This window comes from Micrococcus sp. EWR3.9.1 (genome assembly GCF_052615555.1).
On record NZ_JBQXFD010000005.1, the window covers coordinates 78,071 to 94,314 of the forward strand.

The following is a 16,244-nucleotide window of genomic DNA, read 5'->3' on the forward strand; positions in this document are numbered from 1 at the left end:
GTCGTCTCGGCCCCCTTGCCCAGGAGCATCGCCATGTCCTCCCACGCCCTCGGCCTCCGCGGCCCTGCCGACCCGACCCTGCTCGAGCGCCTCGCCGCCCTGCGGACGGAGCTCGAGCTACCGCCGGCCTTCCCCGCCCCCGTCCTGGCCGAGGCGGAGGCGGCCGCGCGTGAGGTGCACGCGGGCCTGACCGGGAGCCCGGACCACGCGGACCGCACGGCCCTGCCGTTCGTCACCGTGGACCCCGCCGGCGCCACGGACCTGGACCAGGCCCTGCTCCTGACCCCCTCCGACGACGACGGCATCCTGGTCCGCTACGCGATCGCGGACGTGCCCGCCTTCGTGGCACCGGGCGGCGCCGTGGACGCCGAGGCCCACCGCCGCGGCCAGACCGTCTACCTGCCCGACGGCCGGGTCCCCCTGCACCCGGAGGTGTTGAGCGAGGACGCCGCCTCCCTGCTGCCGGACCGGGACCGACCGGCGTTCGTGTGGACGTTCCTGCTGGACGCCGCGGGCGCCGTCGTCGAGACCGGCCTCGAACGCGCCCGCGTCCGCTCCCGGGCGCAGCTGACGTACGGGCAGGTGCAGGCCTTCCTCGACGCACAGCCGGGGGCGCAGGCGCCGACGACGCCGCGTCCCGGGGTCACCGACGCGGACCGGGCCGCCGCCGAGGGGTGGCCGGCCGAGGTGCGCGACTCGCTGGCGCTGCTGCCGGAGGTGGGCCGACGGCGGGCCGCGCAGGAGGCCGCCCGCGGCGGCGCCTCCCTGAACCTGCCGGACCAGGAGGTCCGTGTCACCGAGGACGGGGCGCACGAGCTCGTGCACCGGGCGCCGCTGCCGGCGGAGGAGCACAACGCCCAGCTCTCCCTGCTGACCGGCATGGCCGCGGCCGAGCTGATGCTGGCCGCCGGGGTCGGGATCCTGCGCACGATGCCGGCGCCGGACGCCGAGGCCGTCGCCGCCTTCCGAGAGCGCACACGCGCCCTGGGCGCCCCGTGGGACGAGGGCCAGGACTACGGCGCCTACCTGCGTTCCCTCGACCCCGCCGACGCGCGGCACCTGGCGGTGCTGCACGCGGCGACCGGGCTGTTCCGCGGCGCCGGGTACACGGCCTTCGACGCGCAGGCCGAGGACCCGGCCCTGCGCACACCGCCGGATGAACCGGCCCAGGCCGCGCTCGCCGCCCCCTACGCCCACGCCACCGCTCCTCTGCGCCGGCTCGTGGACCGCTTCGTCCTGGCCCTGTGCCACGCCCACGCCTCCGGCGCCCCCGCCCCCGCGTGGGTCCGCAGCGCCCTGCCCGAGCTGCCCGCCCTCATGGCGGACTCGTCGCGCCGGGCCTCGGCCGCGAGCCGGACAGCGGCGGACCTCGTGGAGGCGGCGGCGCTCGAGTCTCGCGTCGGCGCGGAGCTCGAGGGGATCGCGGTGCGCGAGGCGAAGGACGGCACGGAGGTGTGGCTGCTCGACCCGGCCGTGAGCCTGCGGGTGCCGGGCAGCGTCCCGGCGGGCACCCGGGTGCGCGTGCGGATCGAGGGCGTGGACCGCGCCTCGGGTGCGATCACGGCCGCGGGGGTAGACTGGTCGCACAGCTCACGCTGACCCAGGATGACCGGTCGCTCTCTGATCACCCTGACCCGCCGCCCGCGCCCCTGACGCCCGGGACGGCACCATGACCTGCCGGATCCGGCACGGCCCGCCTCGCACGGCGCGCCCAGCCCGGTTCCACGGGGCGCCGCCCGTCGGCCGCTCCGCGTGCTTGCCTCGCGATCGGCTTCCGCTTGAACCGCGCGCACGGCGGAGCCGGGCCTTCCGCCCGCCGTGACGACGCCCGACCAGGAACGCGAGTCGCCATGACCCAGAACTCCGAGCACACCCCCGCCCCCGCCGACGTCGACCCGACGGTCGCGGAGATCGCGGAGGACATCGTCACCGAGGACGCCGCCCCCGTGGCCCCCGAGCAGACCTTCGCCGACTTCGGGGTGCACCCCAAGATCGTCGAGGCCCTGGAGGCCAAGGGCATCGTCCACCCCTTCCCCATCCAGGCCATGACCCTGCCGGTCGCCCTCGGCGGCCACGACATCATCGGCCAGGCCAAGACCGGCACCGGCAAGACCCTCGGCTTCGGCATCCCCGCGCTGCAGCGCGCCATCGGCCCGGGTGAGCCCGGTTGGGACGGCCTCGAGGCCAAGGGCACCGCGGGCGCCCCGCAGGCCCTGATCGTCGCCCCGACGCGCGAGCTCGCCGTCCAGGTGGCCGGCGACCTCACGGCCGCCGCGGCCTGGCGCCCCCTGCGCATCGCCACCATCTACGGCGGCCGCGCCTACGAGCCGCAGATCGAGGAGCTGCAGCGCGGCGTCGAGATCGTCGTCGGCACCCCCGGCCGCCTCATCGACCTGATGCGCCAGCGCCACCTGCGCCTGGACCTGGTGAACACCGTGGTGCTGGACGAGGCCGACGAGATGCTGGACCTCGGCTTCCTCCCGGACGTCGAGACCCTGCTCGCCGCCGTCCCGGCCGTGCGCCAGACCATGCTGTTCTCGGCCACCATGCCGGGTCCCGTGGTCGCGATGGCGCGCCGTTACATGACGCAGCCCACCCACATCCGCGCGGCGGACCCGGAGGACGAGGGCCTGACGAAGAAGGACATCCGTCAGCTCGTCTACCGCGCCCACCACATGGACAAGGACGAGCTCGTGGCTCGCGCCCTGCAGGCGGAGGGCCGCGGCCGGACCATCATCTTCACGCGCACCAAGCGCACGGCAGCCCGCGTGGCGGACGAGTTGACGGCGCGCGGCTTCGCGGCCGGCGCGCTGCACGGCGACCTCGGCCAGGGCGCCCGTGAGCAGGCGCTGCGCGCGTTCCGCAACGGCAAGGTGGACATCCTCGTGGCCACCGACGTCGCGGCGCGCGGCATCGACGTCGACGACGTCACCCACGTGTTCAACTTCCAGGCGCCGGAGGACGAGAAGACCTACGTGCACCGTGTGGGCCGCACGGGCCGCGCCGGCAACAAGGGCGTGGCGGTGACCCTCGTGGACTGGGAGGACATGCCGCGCTGGTCCCTGATCGACAAGGCGCTCGGCCTCGGCCAGCCCGAGCCGGTGGAGACCTACTCCTCCTCCCCGCACCTGTTCTCCGACCTCGACATCCCGAAGGGCACGAAGGGCCGCCTGCCCCAGGCCAAGCGCGTGCTCGAGGGCCTCGAGGGCGAGACGCTCGAGGACCTGGGCGGACCCGAGGCGAAGCAGCGCGACGGCGGCCGCGGACGGGGTCGCGAGGGCGGCCGGTCCCGCGACGGCGAGCGCGGCGGCCGGGGCCAGGGCGGCCGCTCCGGCGAGGGCCGAGACGCGGCGCGGGGCGGGAGCCGCGGCGAGCGCTCCGAGCGCTCGGGCCGCAGGCGTGGTGAGGCACCCGCCGAGCAGCGCGCCGAGGGCCGGGGCCGTGGTCGCGGCGAGGGCCGCGAGCGCACCGCCTCACGCCCCGAGACCCCCGCGGCCCGGACGCCGGAGCCGGTGGCCGGCGTCGAGCTCACGGAGGCCCGCCGGGCCGAGCGCGCCGAGGCCCGGGCCGAGGCCCGTCGTCGCCGGGGCGGCCGCACCCGCACGCGCCGCCGCAACGGTGAGGTCGTGGACGGCTGACCGTCCCTCCCGGGCCCCGGGAATCTTCTGCGCGAATGACCCTTCTGACCGCCTGCGCGGCGGCTGGAAGGGTCATTCGCGCAACCGATCCTCCGCCGTCGCCCGGGCTGTCCGGGCTCAGCCGCGGATGATCGCCGTGCCGGTACCCTGCCGCTCGATCTCGGCGAGCACCTCCGCGCCCGTGGTGTGCTCGCCGATCGGATTCGGCTTGCCGGTGCCGTGGTAGTCGGACGAGCCGGTGACGAACAGCCCGTGCCGGTCCGCGAACGCGCGCAGCCAGGTGCGTTCCTCCGCCGGGTTGTCCCGGTGCTCGACCTCGACCCCCGCCAGTCCGGCCTCGGCCATCTGCTCGAACACCTCGTCGCCCACCACGCGGCCCCGCATGCGCGCCCGGGGATGCGCGAACACCGGCACCCCGCCGGCGGCCCGGATGAGCGCGACCGCCTCGGCCGGGTCCGGGGCGAAGTGCGGCACGTAGTACTTGGACCGGCCGGCGAGGATCTCCCGGAACGCCGCGGAGCGGTCCGGGACGGCCCCGATCGTCACGAGGGCGTCGGCCAGGTGGGGCCGGCCGATCGTCGCGTTCTCCGCCGCGTGCTCCTGGACCAGCTCCCACGTGATCGAGAAGTCCGCGCCCAGGCGCCGCACCATCTCCTGCGCCCGGGTCAGCCGCGCGTCGCGAGCCCGGCCGACTTCCCGCAGCAGGGCGGGGTCCTCGGGGTCGTGCAGGTAGCTGAGCACGTGCACGCTCACGCCGTCCGCGGAGGTGCAGGACATCTCCATGCCGGGCACGAGCGTCAGCCCGGTCTCCCGCGCGGCCTGGGCGGCCTCGGCCCAGCCGGCGGTCGTGTCGTGGTCGGTGAGCGCGAGGCCGTCCAGCCCGGCCCGCGCCGCCGCACGCACCACGTCGGCCGGCGGCTCGGTGCCGTCGGACTCGGTCGAGTGCGTGTGGAGGTCGTAGCGGGCCATGGCGGCCATGGTACCGAGACCCGCGCGCGGCGGCCCCGACCTGCCCGCGCCCACCGGTGCCATGATGGAGGGCATGACCGATGCCGCACAGCACCCCGCCCAGACCACCCCCGACCAGCCCGCCGCCACCCCCGAGGCGGGCGCCGACGGCACCGGCGCGGTGAACCCCCAGCCGCTGGCCGAGCGCGTCGACAACCGCTCGCAGCGCCCCGCCTCGAACGCCTTCCGCGACTTCATGGCCTCCGACTGGGCGCCCTCGTCGCAGGCCCTGCCCGACCCCGACGCCTCGGCCCCGTACGCCGCCCGGCGGCGGGCCGCCGTGTCCGCGCGCTTCCCGGGCGAGCGGATCGTGGTGCCGGCCGGCCGCCTCAAGGTCCGCTCGAACGACACCGACTACCGCTTCCGCCCGCACTCCGCGTTCGCCCACCTGACGGGCCTCGGCGTGGACCACGAGCCGGACGCCGTGCTCGTGCTCGAGCCCACGGACCCGGGCGCCGGCGACGACGGCACGGACCACACCGCCACCCTGTACTTCCGTCCCCTGGCCGGCCGGGACACCGAGCAGTTCTACGCGGACTCGCGCTCGGGCGAGTTCTGGATCGGCCCCCGTCCGACCCTGGCCGGCCTGGCCGCCCGCACGGGTCTGCGCACGGCGGGGCTCGAGGAGCTCGAGTCCGCCGTCACCAAGAACGTGGCCGCGGACGGCACCGCGGTGCGGCTGCTGGCCGAGACCGACCAGGACGTGGACGCCCTGCTGGCCGCCGTCCGGACCGAGGCCGGCCTGGACCTGGCCGCCGCGGCCGAGGCCGACGCCCAGACCGCCGAGTTCCTCTCCGAGCTGCGCCTGGTCAAGGACGCGTGGGAGATCGAGCGGATGCGCGCCTCGGTGGCCGCCACGATCGCGGGCTTCGAGGACGTCGTGCGGGCCCTGCCGCGCGCCGTGGGACACGACCGCGGCGAACGCGTGGTCGAGGGCGCCTTCTTCGCCCGCGCCCGCCTCGAGGGCAACGACCTGGGCTACGACACGATCGCGGCCTCCGGCAACAACGCCACGATCCTGCACTGGATCCGCAACACGGGCGCCGTGCGCCCGGGTGAGCTGCTGCTGCTCGACGCCGGCGTCGAGGACGACTCCCTCTACACTGCGGACATCACCCGCACCCTGCCCGTGTCCGGCACGTTCACGGACGTGCAGCGCCGCATCTACCAGGCGGTCCTCGACGCCGCGGACGCCGCCTTCGCGATCGTGCGCCCCGGCATCCGGTTCCGTGAGCTCCACGCCGAGGCCATGCGGGTGCTCGTCGACCGCCTCGACGGCTGGGGCCTGCTGCCGGTCTCGGCCGAGGTCGCGCTCTCGGACGAGGGCCAGCACCACCGGCGCTGGATGCCCCACGGCACCTCGCACCACCTCGGCCTCGACGTGCACGACTGCGCGCAGGCCAAGCGCGAGCTCTACCTGGACGGCGTGCTCGAGCCGGGCATGGTCTTCACGATCGAGCCGGGTCTGTACTTCAAGGAGGAGGACCTGGCCGTGCCGGAGGAGTACCGCGGCATCGGCGTGCGCATCGAGGACGACATCCTCGTGACCGAGGACGGGGCCGAGAACCTCTCCGCGGCCTTCCCCCGCACCCCGGACGAGATCGAGGCCTGGATGGCGCGGCTCCAGGCGTGATCCGGCGCGGAGGGCGCGCCTAGGGTTCGGACCATGGGTATCGACCTGACCACCGAGCTCACCGCCCTCCGCGACCGCCTCCTCTCCGCCGAGGCGGAGCACGCCGACCTCATCTCTCGCGTCCGGGACCGCCACCGGGCCTCGGCCCGGAACCTCGTGCACTACGTCGCCCTGCGCGGCACCGATCTGCGGCCCCTGCAGGAGGCGCTCAGCGACGCCGGCCTGTCCTCTCTGGGCCGCATGGAGGCCGGCGTGCTGGGCCACGTGGACGCGGTGCTGGCCGCCGCCCGCGCGCTCGAGGGCGACCCCGCCCCCGCGCCCGAGGACGACGCCCTGACCTCCGCCGAGGGCCGCGCCATCCTCGCCCGCAACGCGGCGAGCCTGCTCGGTCCGGCCCGCGCCGACCGGGACGCGCGCATCATGGTGACGATGCCCTCCGAGGCCGCCACGGACCCCGAGCTCGTGGCCCGGATCGCCGAGGCCGGCATGGACCTGGCGCGCGTGAACTGCGCCCACGACGACGAGCAGGCGTGGGCCGCCATGATCGCGGCGGTCCGCCGGTGTGCCGGTGCGGGCCGCCCCCCACCCCTGGTCGCGATGGACCTGGCCGGGCCGAAGGTGCGCACCGGCCCCATCGAGCCGGGACCGCGCGTCGTGAAGGTGAAGCCCGCCCGGGACCCCTCCGGGATCGTCACCGAGCCCTCCCGCGTGTGGCTCGCCGCCGGGCCCCACGACGCCGTGGCCGCGGCGGACCGGCCGGACGGCGCCGTCGTCGTGCCGCTGGCGGCCCCGGAGGGGACGACCCTGGCGGGCCTGCAGCGCGGCGACGAGATCGAGCTGACCGGCGCGCGGGGTGCACACCGCAGGCTGGAGGTCGAGCAGGTGGACGGCGAGGGCGTGCTCGTGCGGGCGGAGAAGACGGTCTACTGGGCGACGGGCACGGCGCTGACGACGCCGCACGGGCCGCTCGAGGTCGGGCCGCCGCCCCCGCTCGAGCAGTCCATGCGCGTGCACGAGGGCGAGGAGATCGTGCTGGCCCGCTCGCTCGAGCCGGTCCCCGCGGTCGACACGCCGCCCTACCGGATCGGCCTCACCCTGGCGCAGGCGTTCGCGGATGCGGCGGTCGGCGACCGGGTCTCCATCGACGACGGACGGATCGGCGCGCGGATCACAGCGGTGTCCGCCGACGAGATCACCCTCGAGGTGACCCAGGCCGGCCCTCGCGGGGCGAAGCTCAAGGCGGAGAAGGGCGTGAACTTCCCGGACACGCACCTGGCCATCCCGGCCCTCACGGACGAGGACCTCGCCCACATCCCGTTCGCGGCCCGCCACGCGGACATGGTGAACATGTCCTTCGTCCGCTCGGCCGAGGACGTGGCCCAGCTGATCGACGCGCTCGAGGCCGAGGACGCACCGGACGTGGACATCACGCTGAAGATCGAGACGGTGGAGGCCTTCCGGCAGCTGCCGCGGATGCTGCTCGAGGCGATGCGCTGGCGGGACGTCGGGGTGATGATCGCCCGTGGCGACCTGGCGGTGGAGGCCGGCTTCGCACGGATGGCCGAGCTGCAGGAGGAGATCCTGTGGCTGTGCGAGGCGGCGCACGTGCCCGCGATCTGGGCCACCCAGGTCCTCGAGTCCCTCGCCAAGACCGGCCTGCCCTCACGGGCGGAGATCACGGACGCCGCGATGGCGCAGCGGGCCGAGGCCGCGATGCTGAACAAGGGCCCGTACATCGACCGCGCCGTCACCGTCCTCGGCGACATCCTGGGCCGGATGCACGGTCATGCGAGCAAGAAGCGCGACATGCTCCGGCGGCTCGAGTCCTGGTCCCTCTGACGGGGCTCAGCCGCGCGGCTCGTCCTGGGGCCGGGGCGGGTGGCCGCCGCGCGCCTCGATGAGCTTGGCGACCTCCTCCGGGGGCAGGGTCACGCCGTAGGAGCGGTCCAGGCCGGTGGGCGCGGGGTCCGCCTCCGGGACGGGCCGGGCCGGCGCCTCGGGTCCGCCGGGAGCGGGCGCCGCGTGGGACCCGCCCGACGACGGCGCGGCGGCCGGGGTGGCCTGCACGGGCCCGTCCTCGGCCTCCTCCGCGGCGGGCGCGGGCGCCGGCTGCGGGGCCGCGGGCGGCGTCGGGGCCGCGGCACCGCCCAGGCCCAGCTCCTGGCGGGCGCGGGCGGCGTGGTCGAACGCGACCACGAGGTCGAAGGCCGTGGGCACGACGGCCTGCGAGGACGCGAAGCCGTGCTGGCCCCGACGCATCGCGAAGCCGATCACGCCGAAGATCAGCCACACCGCCAGGCCCAGCAGCATGGAGGTGAGGATCTGCCCCGGGCCGGCCTCGGGGGCCAGCAGGTAGAGGAACACGCCGATCAGTCCACCGAAGAACACGCCGCGTACTCCCGCGGACAACGCCACCTGGGCGTAGTTCAGCCGGCCGCGCACCCGCTCCACGACCCGCAGGTCCTTGCCCACGATCGACACGGCGCTCACGGGGAAGTCCGTGGCGGCGAGGCGGTCCACCTGCTCGCGCGCCTGCGCGTAGGTGGCGTAGGTGGCCAGCAGCTCTCCGCGGGGCAGGCCCTGCTCGGCGCCGGGCTGAGGGTTGGACATCATGAACGACATGGACCCATTGTGCCCGGCCCGGCGCCCGGGCGGGCGGCGGTCCGCCGTCCGCGGACACGGAGCCGCGGCCCGGCACGCCGTAGGCTGGGTCGGTGAGCTCCCCCAAGATCTTCGTGGCCCGCCTGCTGGGCCTGGACGTCTTCGACCCCCTCGGCGACCGCCTGGGACGGCTGCGCGACGTCGTCGTGCTGGACCGCGGCCCCGCCGCAGCCCCGTTCGCCACCGGCCTCGTGATCGAGGTCCCCGGCAAGAAGCGCGTCTTCGTCCCGATGACGCGGGTGACGTCCATGGACTCGGGCCGGATCATCACGACCGGGCTGATCAACCTGCGCCGGTTCTCCCGCCGTGGCGCCGAGCAGATGGTGGCCGCCGACCTCTTCGACCGGAAGGTGCGCCTCTCCGACGGGTCGGGCGAGGCCTTCCTGGAGGACATCGGGCTGGAGCAGCAGCGCAACGGCGACTGGCTGGTCTCGGACCTGTACGTGCGCCGCATCGTCGGCCGCGGCCCCTTCGGCCGCGCCCAGCGGGGCGAGCACCTCCTGCTGAACTGGGACGAGGCCCGCTGGACGGCGCAGGCCGACCCGCAGGGGGCCACGAGCTTCCTCGCCGCGCACGAGGACCTCAAGCCCGCCGACCTGGCGGACATGCTCCACGACATGTCGGAGAAGCGCCGCGTCGAGGTCGCCAGCGAGCTGCAGGACGAACGCCTCGCGGACGTGCTCCAGGAGCTGCCCGACGACGACCAGGTGCAGATCCTCTCCCAGCTGGACATCGACCGCGCCGCCGACGTCCTGGAGGAGATGGACCCGGACGACGCGGCGGACCTGCTCCACGAGCTGCCCGACTCCCAGCAGGAGCTGCTGCTCGAACGCATGGAGCCGGAGGACGCCGAGGACGTCCGGCGCCTGCTCGAGTACGAGGAGGGCACCGCGGGCTCGCTCATGACCCCCGTGCCGGTCATCCTCCCCCCGGAGGCCACCGTGGCCGAGGCCATGGCGACCATCCGACAGCAGGAGATCTCCCCCGCGCTGGCCTCGCTCGTGATCGTGGCCCGGCCGCCCCTGGAGACGCCGACGGGCCGGTTCCTCGGCGTCGTCCACTTCCAGCGCCTGCTGCGGTACCCGCCGCCGGAGGCGATCGGCAACATCATGGACAAGGACCTCGAGCCCGTCTCGGACCTCGCCCCCATCGCCCATGTGACCCGCGAGCTCGCGACCTACAACCTCACGTGCATCCCCGTGGTGAACGAGCAGGACCGCGTCGTCGGGGCCGTGAGCGTGGACGACCTGCTCGACCACATCCTGCCCGACGACTGGCGGGCCATGGACCTCGACGACGCCGAGACCCGCCCCGCAACCTGACCCCCGCGGCCCGCCGCCGCACGACACCGGAGGTGTGAGCATGACCCAGACCGCGCGAGACCTGCGCCCGGGCCGCGGCACCGGCCTGGACACCCCGCTGAGCGCCAGCGGGCGCCGCGTGCCCCGGCTGGCCCCGAACCCGGACGCCTTCGGCGAGGCCACCGAGGGCATCGCCCGCTTCATGGGCACCCCGCAGTTCCTCGTCTGGATGACGCTGTTCTGCGCCGCCTGGCTGGGCTGGAACACGTTCGGCCCGATGGAGTGGCGGTTCGACTCCGCCGAGCTCGGCTTCACCGCGCTCACGCTCATGCTCTCCCTCCAGGCGTCCTACGCCGCACCCCTGCTCCTGCTGGCGCAGAACCGCCAGGACGACCGGGACAGGGTCGCGCTGCGCGAGGACCGTGACCGCGCCGAGCGCAACCTCGCCGACACCGAGTTCCTCACCCGCGAGATCGCCGGTCTGCGGCTGGCCGTCCAGGAGGTCGCCACGCGCGACTTCGTGCGCGGCGAGCTGCGCGGCGTCCAGGACGACCTCAGGGACGACCTCCGCGAGGCGCTGCGCGCCGAGCTGCGGGAGGAGATCCGGGAGGAGATCCGGGAGGAGCTGCGCGCCGGCCTCCCGGGCGCCGAGGCCCAGCCCCGCAAGAACAAGAAGACCAAGGGCCGCGGCCGGGATGCGCGGCGCGGCGACGCCGGCGCCGAGCCCACGACCACCACGCTCGCCACCCTCGCGGCCCAGGAGGCCCGCGAGGCCGGGGGGTCCGGTCCGGCGGCCGGTCCCGCCGACGGTGCGGGCCCGGTGGACGGGGGCGGCCGATGAGCGCCCTGGGCCTGCCCGTGCCCGAGGTCCGCACCGACCTCGAGCGCCGGGTGCTGGAACGGCTCGCCACGGTCCAGGACCCCGAGATCCGCCGCCCGATCACCGACCTCGGCATGGTGGAGTCGGTCGTGGAGACCGCCCCGGGCGTCGTCGAGGTCGCGGTCCTGCTCACGATCGCCGCGTGCCCCCTGCGCGGGACGATCCAGACGGACGTGGCCGCCGCCGTCGCCGTCGTGCCCGGCTGTGAATCCGTGGACGTTCGCGTCGGGGTCATGGAGCCCGAGCGCCGCCTGGCGCTGCAGGACGCCCTGCGCGCGACTCGGCCGACGAACCCGTTCGGGGAGGGGACGCTCACGCGCGTCCTCGCGGTGGCCTCGGGCAAGGGCGGCGTGGGCAAGTCCTCGGTCACGGCCAACCTCGCGGTCGCGCTCGCCGCGCGCGGGCTCGCCGTCGGCCTGATCGACGCGGACGTGCACGGCTACTCCATCCCCGGGCTCCTGGGCGTGACCGGCACCCCGACGAAGCTGGACCGGATGATCCTGCCCCCCGTGGTGCGGGACGTGAAGGTCATCTCGATCGGCATGTTCCTCGACGCGGACCGGCCGGTGGCCTGGCGCGGGCCGATGCTGCACCGCGCGCTCGAGCAGTTCGTCACGGATGTGCACTGGGGCGACCTGGACGTCCTGCTCGTGGACCTGCCCCCGGGCACCGGGGACATCGCGATCTCGACGGCGCAGCTGCTGCCCGCCTCGGAGCTGCTCGTGGTGACCACGCCGCAGCACGCCGCCGCGCAGGTGGCCGCGCGCGCCGGTCAGCTGGCGGAGCAGACGGGCCAGACCGTGGCCGGCGTCGTGGAGAACATGGGGCCGATGACCCTGCCAGACGGCACCGTCCTGGATGTGTTCGGGACCGGCGGCGGCGCCGAGGTGGCGGAGCGGCTGTCCGGGGTGCTGGACACGCAGGTGCCGCTGCTGGGCACCGTTCCCCTGGACCCGGCGCTGCGCGCGGGCGGCGACGCCGGCGAACCCGTGGTGGTGTCCGCGCCGGAGAGCCCCGCGGGCCGGGCGCTGACGCAGATCGCGCAGCGGGTGGCCGTGCGACCGCGCGGGCTGGCCGGGCGGCGCCTTCCGGTCACCCCGCGCTGACCTCGGGTGCCGGCGCCCCGGCCGGCGCGCGCGACGGCGTCAGGTCGCGTCGACGTCGAAGGGGGCGGGTGCCAGCCCGAGCAGCTCGAGGGGGTCCGGTTCGGTCTCGACGGCGGCAGGGCGCTCCTCGGTGAGGGCCTCGGCGCGGCCGGAGGCCATCAGGGCTGCGGCGGCACCGCCCACGGCTGCCGCCCCCGCGGCGGGCTCGGTCGACCGGGTCTGTGCGGCGGCGGCGCCGGACTCCGCGGCGGCGGTGCTGCCGGCCCCGGCGGGGCGGCGGAAGAGCGTGCGCGGATCCATGTCCGTCAGGTCTTGGCGGGTGAGGCCGCCGTGCACGTCCTCGGCGCTGATGCCCGTCGCCTGCGCCGCGCGGGACGCGGGCGTGGACGAGCCGCCGGCGGGCTCGCGGAGCGCGTCGCGGATGATGCGGCGCGGGTCGTACTGGCGGGGGTCGTACTTGCGCCAGTCCACCTCGTCGAAGTCCGTGCCGGTCTCCTCCTTGAACTGCGCCTTGGCACCCTCGGCCTTGTCGCGCATGACGCGCAGCCAGTCGGTGAAGGCGCGCGTGTACTCGGGGAGCTTCTCCGGCCCGAGGATGACGATCGCGAGCACCGCCAAGATGATGAACTCGCTGCCGTTGATACCAAACACCCTCCGAACTCTACTAGAGCGGCACCGCCCCACAGCCCGGAGCCGCGGGGGCGGGGCGGCTCAGCCGCGGGGGCGCGGCACGGCGTCCGCGATGCGTTCGAGGCCTCGCTCCAGGCGCTCCTCGACGGCGTCTCCGCCGCCCAGCTCGAGCACCCGTGCCCGCTCGGAGACCAGCAGGTGGGTGAGGACCGCGTCGGCGCGCTCGTCCGGCAGGCTGGCCTCCACGCGGTAGGAGGCCTGCGGCGTGGTCAGCTCGGCCGTCCAGCCGTCCTCGCCCCCCGCCGGGACGATCCGGTAGACGCCGCCGCCGGCCAGCCGACGCTCCTGCACCCCCGTGCTCAAGGGCGCGGTCGAGGCACAGCCCTTCGGGGTGGCTCCCACGATCCGGGGTCGGCACTCACGGACGGTCACGGTCGGCTCGTCCCGGCCCCAGCCGACGACGACCTCCACGTCCTCGGCCGTCTGGGCGGTGTCGACGGTGAGCGGCTCCAGGCCGGCCCCCACGAGGGAGGGCACCGTCCAGCCCTGACCCCGCAGCTCCGCGACGGTGCCGCGCCGGTCCGTCGACGCGGTCCCGGCTGCCGGCAGGGCGACGGTGTCCGTCGGGGTCGGGGCCGTGCGCACGGCCGCGGTGCGGGGCGCGCCGGCCACCCAGACCGCGGTGAACAGCCCGCCGAGCAGGACGACGAAGGTGAGCAGCCCCACCACAAGGCGGCCGGAGACGCCGCGGGCGCGCAGCACCGGGGCGACGACGGCGCCGGCCGGACGCTGGTGCACCGTGCGGGCGGCGTCGAGCACGCGGGCCCGGGCCTGGACGGTGGCGCGGCACTCGGGGCAGCGGTCCAGGTGGCGGGCGATGCGCGCCCGGGACGCGGCGGGGAGGGAGCCCTCGAGGTAGGCGTCCATGTGGCGCTGGGTGTGTCGACGTCCCATGCGGCCACCTCCTCGGTCCTCGCGTCCTCGGTCCGGCGAACGGCCTCCCGCACGGCGGGAGCCGGTTCGTGCCGTGTCCCATCATCGGCCCGCCTCCTGGGAGAACACTGGGTCGCGGCCGCGTGCCGGCCCGTACACTGGCCCGCGTCGCCCGTGCCGCGGGCGAGGTCCCGCCGTCGTCGTCCCGGAGTCACCCATGAGCGCCCTGCAGCCCCAGCCCACCGACAAGCACGCGTCCTGGGCCTGGTCGGAGAGCCGGGCCACCGAAGACGACGTCGTCCTGCGCGCCCGCGAGCGCGCCGCCGAGCTGGAGGTGCCGCCGGTGAGTGAGGGGACGGCGGCCCTGTTGACGGTGCTGGCGGCCACGCGTGCCCCCGCGGCGGTCGTGGAGGTGGGCACGGGCGCCGGCGTCTCGGGTCTCGCCCTGATGCGCGGTCTGCCCGAGCGCACGGTCCTCACCACCGTGGACCCGGACGCGGAGGCACAGCGCGCGGCCCGCGAGGCGTTCTCGGAGGCCCGCCTGCCCACGAGCCGCACCCGCATGATCACGGGGCGCTCCCGGCTCGTCCTCCCCCGGCTCACGAGCGGCGCCTATGAGATGGTCCTGGTGGACGGGGACCCGGCCGCACGTCAGTTCGACGTCGAGCAGGCCGCGCGCATGCTCGCCCCCGGCGGCGTGCTCGTGGTGGTGGACGCCCTCGACGGCGACCGCGTTCCCCGGCCCGCCGTGCGCGACGAGTCCACCGTGTCCGCCCGGGCGGTGGACCGCCTCATCCGGGAGGACGAGCACTGGCTGTCCGCCGTCGTCCCCTCCGGCACGGGCGTGCTGATCGCGGTGCGCCGCTGATCCGCGGCGTCGCCGGGGACGCGGACGCCCCGCGCACCGTGACGGTGCGCGGGGCGTCCGCGTCGAAGGGGTCCGGGCTCAGGCCTGGATGACGCCCTCGAGGCACTCCTTGAGCTCGCGGGCCTCGTCCGCGTTGATCTCCAGCACGAGACGGCCGCCGCCGTCGATCGGCACGCGCATGATCAGGCTGCGCCCCTCCTTGGTCACTTCCATGGGACCGTCCCCGGTGCGGGGCTTCATGGCGGCCATTGCGACTTCCCTTCTGGATGATGTTCCCGTCACGGCGTCCGGCGACCGCGGGAGCGGGCACTGTCCGGACGCCTCCGGCGCCCCCGCACGCGAGCGTGCGCGAGGCCGGTCACATCACCATTATCGCGGATTCCGCGTGCTCGCGCCAAACGATGGCCTGCACCGAGCCCGGCCCGCGACTCAGGCACGCCCCGCCGGATCGCTCCGGGACGGGTCGGCGGCCTCGAGCTCGGCCACCCGGGCCCGCAGGGCGGTCACCTCGTCCTCGCGCTGCGCCAGGGCGTCCCGCAGCCGCAGCAGGACGGCGTCCACCTGGTCCCGCTGGTAGCCGGGCACCGCGACGGCCAACCGCAGCAGGTCGACATCCGCCGCGCGTGGCCGCTCCGGCAGCAGGACGGGGTGCCCGGGCGTCTGTCCGGCCGGGTCGTCGGCCCGGAGCGTGAGCCGGCCCGTGAGGGCGGTGGCCAGGGCCGCCAGCACGACGACGAGCACGGCCACCAGGACGGTCCCCTGCGGTCCGCTCACGCGTCGGCCCTCCCCGCCGAGCGGAGCACGCACGCGACGGCCTCCTCGGCCGTGTCCACGAGGTGGAACAGGTCCGGGTCCTCGGGCGAGATCATGCCGCGCTCCACGAGCGTGCCGCGGATCCAGTCCACGAGCGGGCCCCAGAAGCCGCGGTCCACGAGGACCACGGGGAAGCGGGTGACGGTGCCGGTCTGCACGAGGGTGAGGGCCTCGAAGAGCTCGTCCAGGGTGCCGAGGCCGCCGGGCAGCACGATGAACCCCTGCGCGTACTTGAGGAACATGACCTTGCGGACGAAGAAGTAGCGGAAGTCCACGCCCACGTGCACCCAGGGGTTCAGGCCGGTCTCGAACGGCAGCTCGATGCCCAGGCCCACGGACTCTCCACCGGCCTCGTGGGCGCCCCGGTTGGCGGCCTCCATGGTGCCGGGCCCCCCGCCGGTGATGACCGTGTACCCGGCCTGGGCCAAGCGGCTCCCGACCTCGTGCGCCAGGGCGTACTCGACGCTGCCCTCGGGCGTGCGCGCCGAGCCGAACACGGAGACCGCGGGTCCCAGACCCGCGAGGGTGCCGAAGCCCTCGACGAACTCCGCCTGGATGCGCAGGACACGCCAGGCCTCGGACGTCGTCGAGGCGACGTCGGCGGTGGGGCGCGCGGCGTCGCCGGGCCGTCGGCCGTCGAGGAGGAGCTGGTCGAACGTGGGGGTGTGCGCCGCCTCCCCGCGCAGGACCTGCCCGCCGCGGCGGACGCGCTGGGGCGCGGCGGCGACGTCGCCGCCCGAGGGGTGCTCATGTGGGGCCATGGCGCCAGCCTA

The 16,244-nt window shown here is 75.6% G+C and carries 15 protein-coding genes; 8 read left to right on the forward strand and 7 right to left on the reverse strand.

Going from position 1 to position 16,244, the window contains the following annotated elements; genetic code table 11:
* Positions 1–33 precede the first annotated feature (33 nt).
* Together ACUJ8O_RS04900 and ACUJ8O_RS04905 are read left to right on the forward strand one after the other, a co-directional pair.
* A complete protein-coding gene (locus ACUJ8O_RS04900; protein ID WP_036381119.1) occupies positions 34–1,599 on the forward strand; it encodes an RNB domain-containing ribonuclease in 1,566 nt (521 codons plus the stop codon).
* Between the two features lie 251 nt (positions 1,600–1,850).
* Entirely contained in the window at positions 1,851–3,638 is a 1,788-nt protein-coding gene (locus ACUJ8O_RS04905) for a DEAD/DEAH box helicase (protein ID WP_371506660.1), read from the forward strand.
* 117 nt (positions 3,639–3,755) lie between these two features.
* Here ACUJ8O_RS04905 and ACUJ8O_RS04910 read toward each other — a convergent pair whose 3' ends face one another.
* Positions 3,756–4,616, reverse strand: coding sequence for a PHP domain-containing protein (locus ACUJ8O_RS04910; protein ID WP_078025600.1), 861 nt, complete (start codon positions 4,614–4,616; stop codon positions 3,756–3,758).
* Between the two features lie 64 nt (positions 4,617–4,680).
* Between ACUJ8O_RS04910 and ACUJ8O_RS04915 the strand changes: the two genes are divergently transcribed.
* On the forward strand, positions 4,681–6,279 hold the full coding sequence (locus tag ACUJ8O_RS04915; protein ID WP_158184372.1) for an aminopeptidase P family protein: 1,599 nt from the start codon (positions 4,681–4,683) through the stop codon (positions 6,277–6,279).
* A 33-nt stretch (positions 6,280–6,312) separates the two neighbouring features.
* Positions 6,313–8,118 carry a pyruvate kinase gene (locus ACUJ8O_RS04920; protein WP_445373201.1) on the forward strand — a complete coding sequence of 602 codons (1,806 nt, stop codon included), beginning with the start codon at positions 6,313–6,315 and terminating at the stop codon, positions 8,116–8,118.
* Positions 8,119–8,124: 6 nt separating this feature from the next.
* Here the strand turns inward: ACUJ8O_RS04920 and ACUJ8O_RS04925 are convergent, their stop codons facing one another.
* Positions 8,125–8,901, reverse strand: coding sequence for a general stress protein (locus tag ACUJ8O_RS04925; RefSeq protein WP_036339215.1), 777 nt, complete (start codon positions 8,899–8,901; stop codon positions 8,125–8,127).
* Positions 8,902–8,993: 92 nt separating this feature from the next.
* Between ACUJ8O_RS04925 and ACUJ8O_RS04930 the strand changes: the two genes are divergently transcribed.
* Genes ACUJ8O_RS04930 through ACUJ8O_RS04940 form a run of 3 tightly spaced genes read left to right on the forward strand, consistent with a single transcriptional unit; the run spans position 8,994 to position 12,227 of the window.
* Positions 8,994–10,262: a magnesium transporter MgtE N-terminal domain-containing protein gene (locus ACUJ8O_RS04930; protein WP_036339212.1), complete on the forward strand. Its 1,269-nt coding sequence runs from the start codon at positions 8,994–8,996 to the stop codon at positions 10,260–10,262.
* Positions 10,263–10,302: 40 nt separating this feature from the next.
* Entirely contained in the window at positions 10,303–11,082 is a 780-nt protein-coding gene (locus ACUJ8O_RS04935; protein WP_063189568.1) for a DUF1003 domain-containing protein, read from the forward strand.
* A complete protein-coding gene (locus ACUJ8O_RS04940; RefSeq protein WP_060973497.1) occupies positions 11,079–12,227 on the forward strand; it encodes an Mrp/NBP35 family ATP-binding protein in 1,149 nt (382 codons plus the stop codon). Before ACUJ8O_RS04935 ends, ACUJ8O_RS04940 begins: the two co-directional genes overlap by 4 nt.
* A gap of 39 nt (positions 12,228–12,266) precedes the next feature.
* On the opposite strand, the gene ACUJ8O_RS04945 is transcribed toward ACUJ8O_RS04940, so the two are convergent.
* Together ACUJ8O_RS04945 and ACUJ8O_RS04950 are read right to left on the reverse strand one after the other, a co-directional pair.
* Positions 12,267–12,878 carry a preprotein translocase subunit TatA gene (locus ACUJ8O_RS04945; protein ID WP_069941887.1) on the reverse strand — a complete coding sequence of 204 codons (612 nt, stop codon included), beginning with the start codon at positions 12,876–12,878 and terminating at the stop codon, positions 12,267–12,269.
* A 60-nt stretch (positions 12,879–12,938) separates the two neighbouring features.
* Positions 12,939–13,811: an anti-sigma factor family protein gene (locus tag ACUJ8O_RS04950; protein ID WP_216886070.1), complete on the reverse strand. Its 873-nt coding sequence runs from the start codon at positions 13,809–13,811 to the stop codon at positions 12,939–12,941.
* 196 nt (positions 13,812–14,007) lie between these two features.
* Here ACUJ8O_RS04950 and ACUJ8O_RS04955 point away from each other — a divergent pair, with 196 nt between their 5' ends.
* The gene (locus ACUJ8O_RS04955; RefSeq protein ID WP_036339203.1) at positions 14,008–14,658 is read left to right on the forward strand and encodes an O-methyltransferase; all 651 of its coding nucleotides are present in this window, start codon (positions 14,008–14,010) and stop codon (positions 14,656–14,658) included.
* Between the two features lie 78 nt (positions 14,659–14,736).
* On the opposite strand, the gene ACUJ8O_RS04960 is transcribed toward ACUJ8O_RS04955, so the two are convergent.
* From ACUJ8O_RS04960 to ACUJ8O_RS04970, 3 genes are all read right to left on the reverse strand, one after another.
* Positions 14,737–14,907, reverse strand: a complete 171-nt coding sequence (locus ACUJ8O_RS04960; RefSeq protein ID WP_002855133.1) for a DUF3117 domain-containing protein — start codon at positions 14,905–14,907, stop codon at positions 14,737–14,739.
* 180 nt (positions 14,908–15,087) lie between these two features.
* Positions 15,088–15,432 carry a cell division protein DivIVA gene (locus ACUJ8O_RS04965; protein ID WP_069941895.1) on the reverse strand — a complete coding sequence of 115 codons (345 nt, stop codon included), beginning with the start codon at positions 15,430–15,432 and terminating at the stop codon, positions 15,088–15,090.
* Complete coding sequence (locus ACUJ8O_RS04970) at positions 15,429–16,232, reverse strand: LOG family protein (protein ID WP_069941890.1); 804 nt, start codon at positions 16,230–16,232, stop codon at positions 15,429–15,431. Before ACUJ8O_RS04970 ends, ACUJ8O_RS04965 begins: the two co-directional genes overlap by 4 nt.
* Between the last annotated feature and the right edge of the window lie 12 nt (positions 16,233–16,244).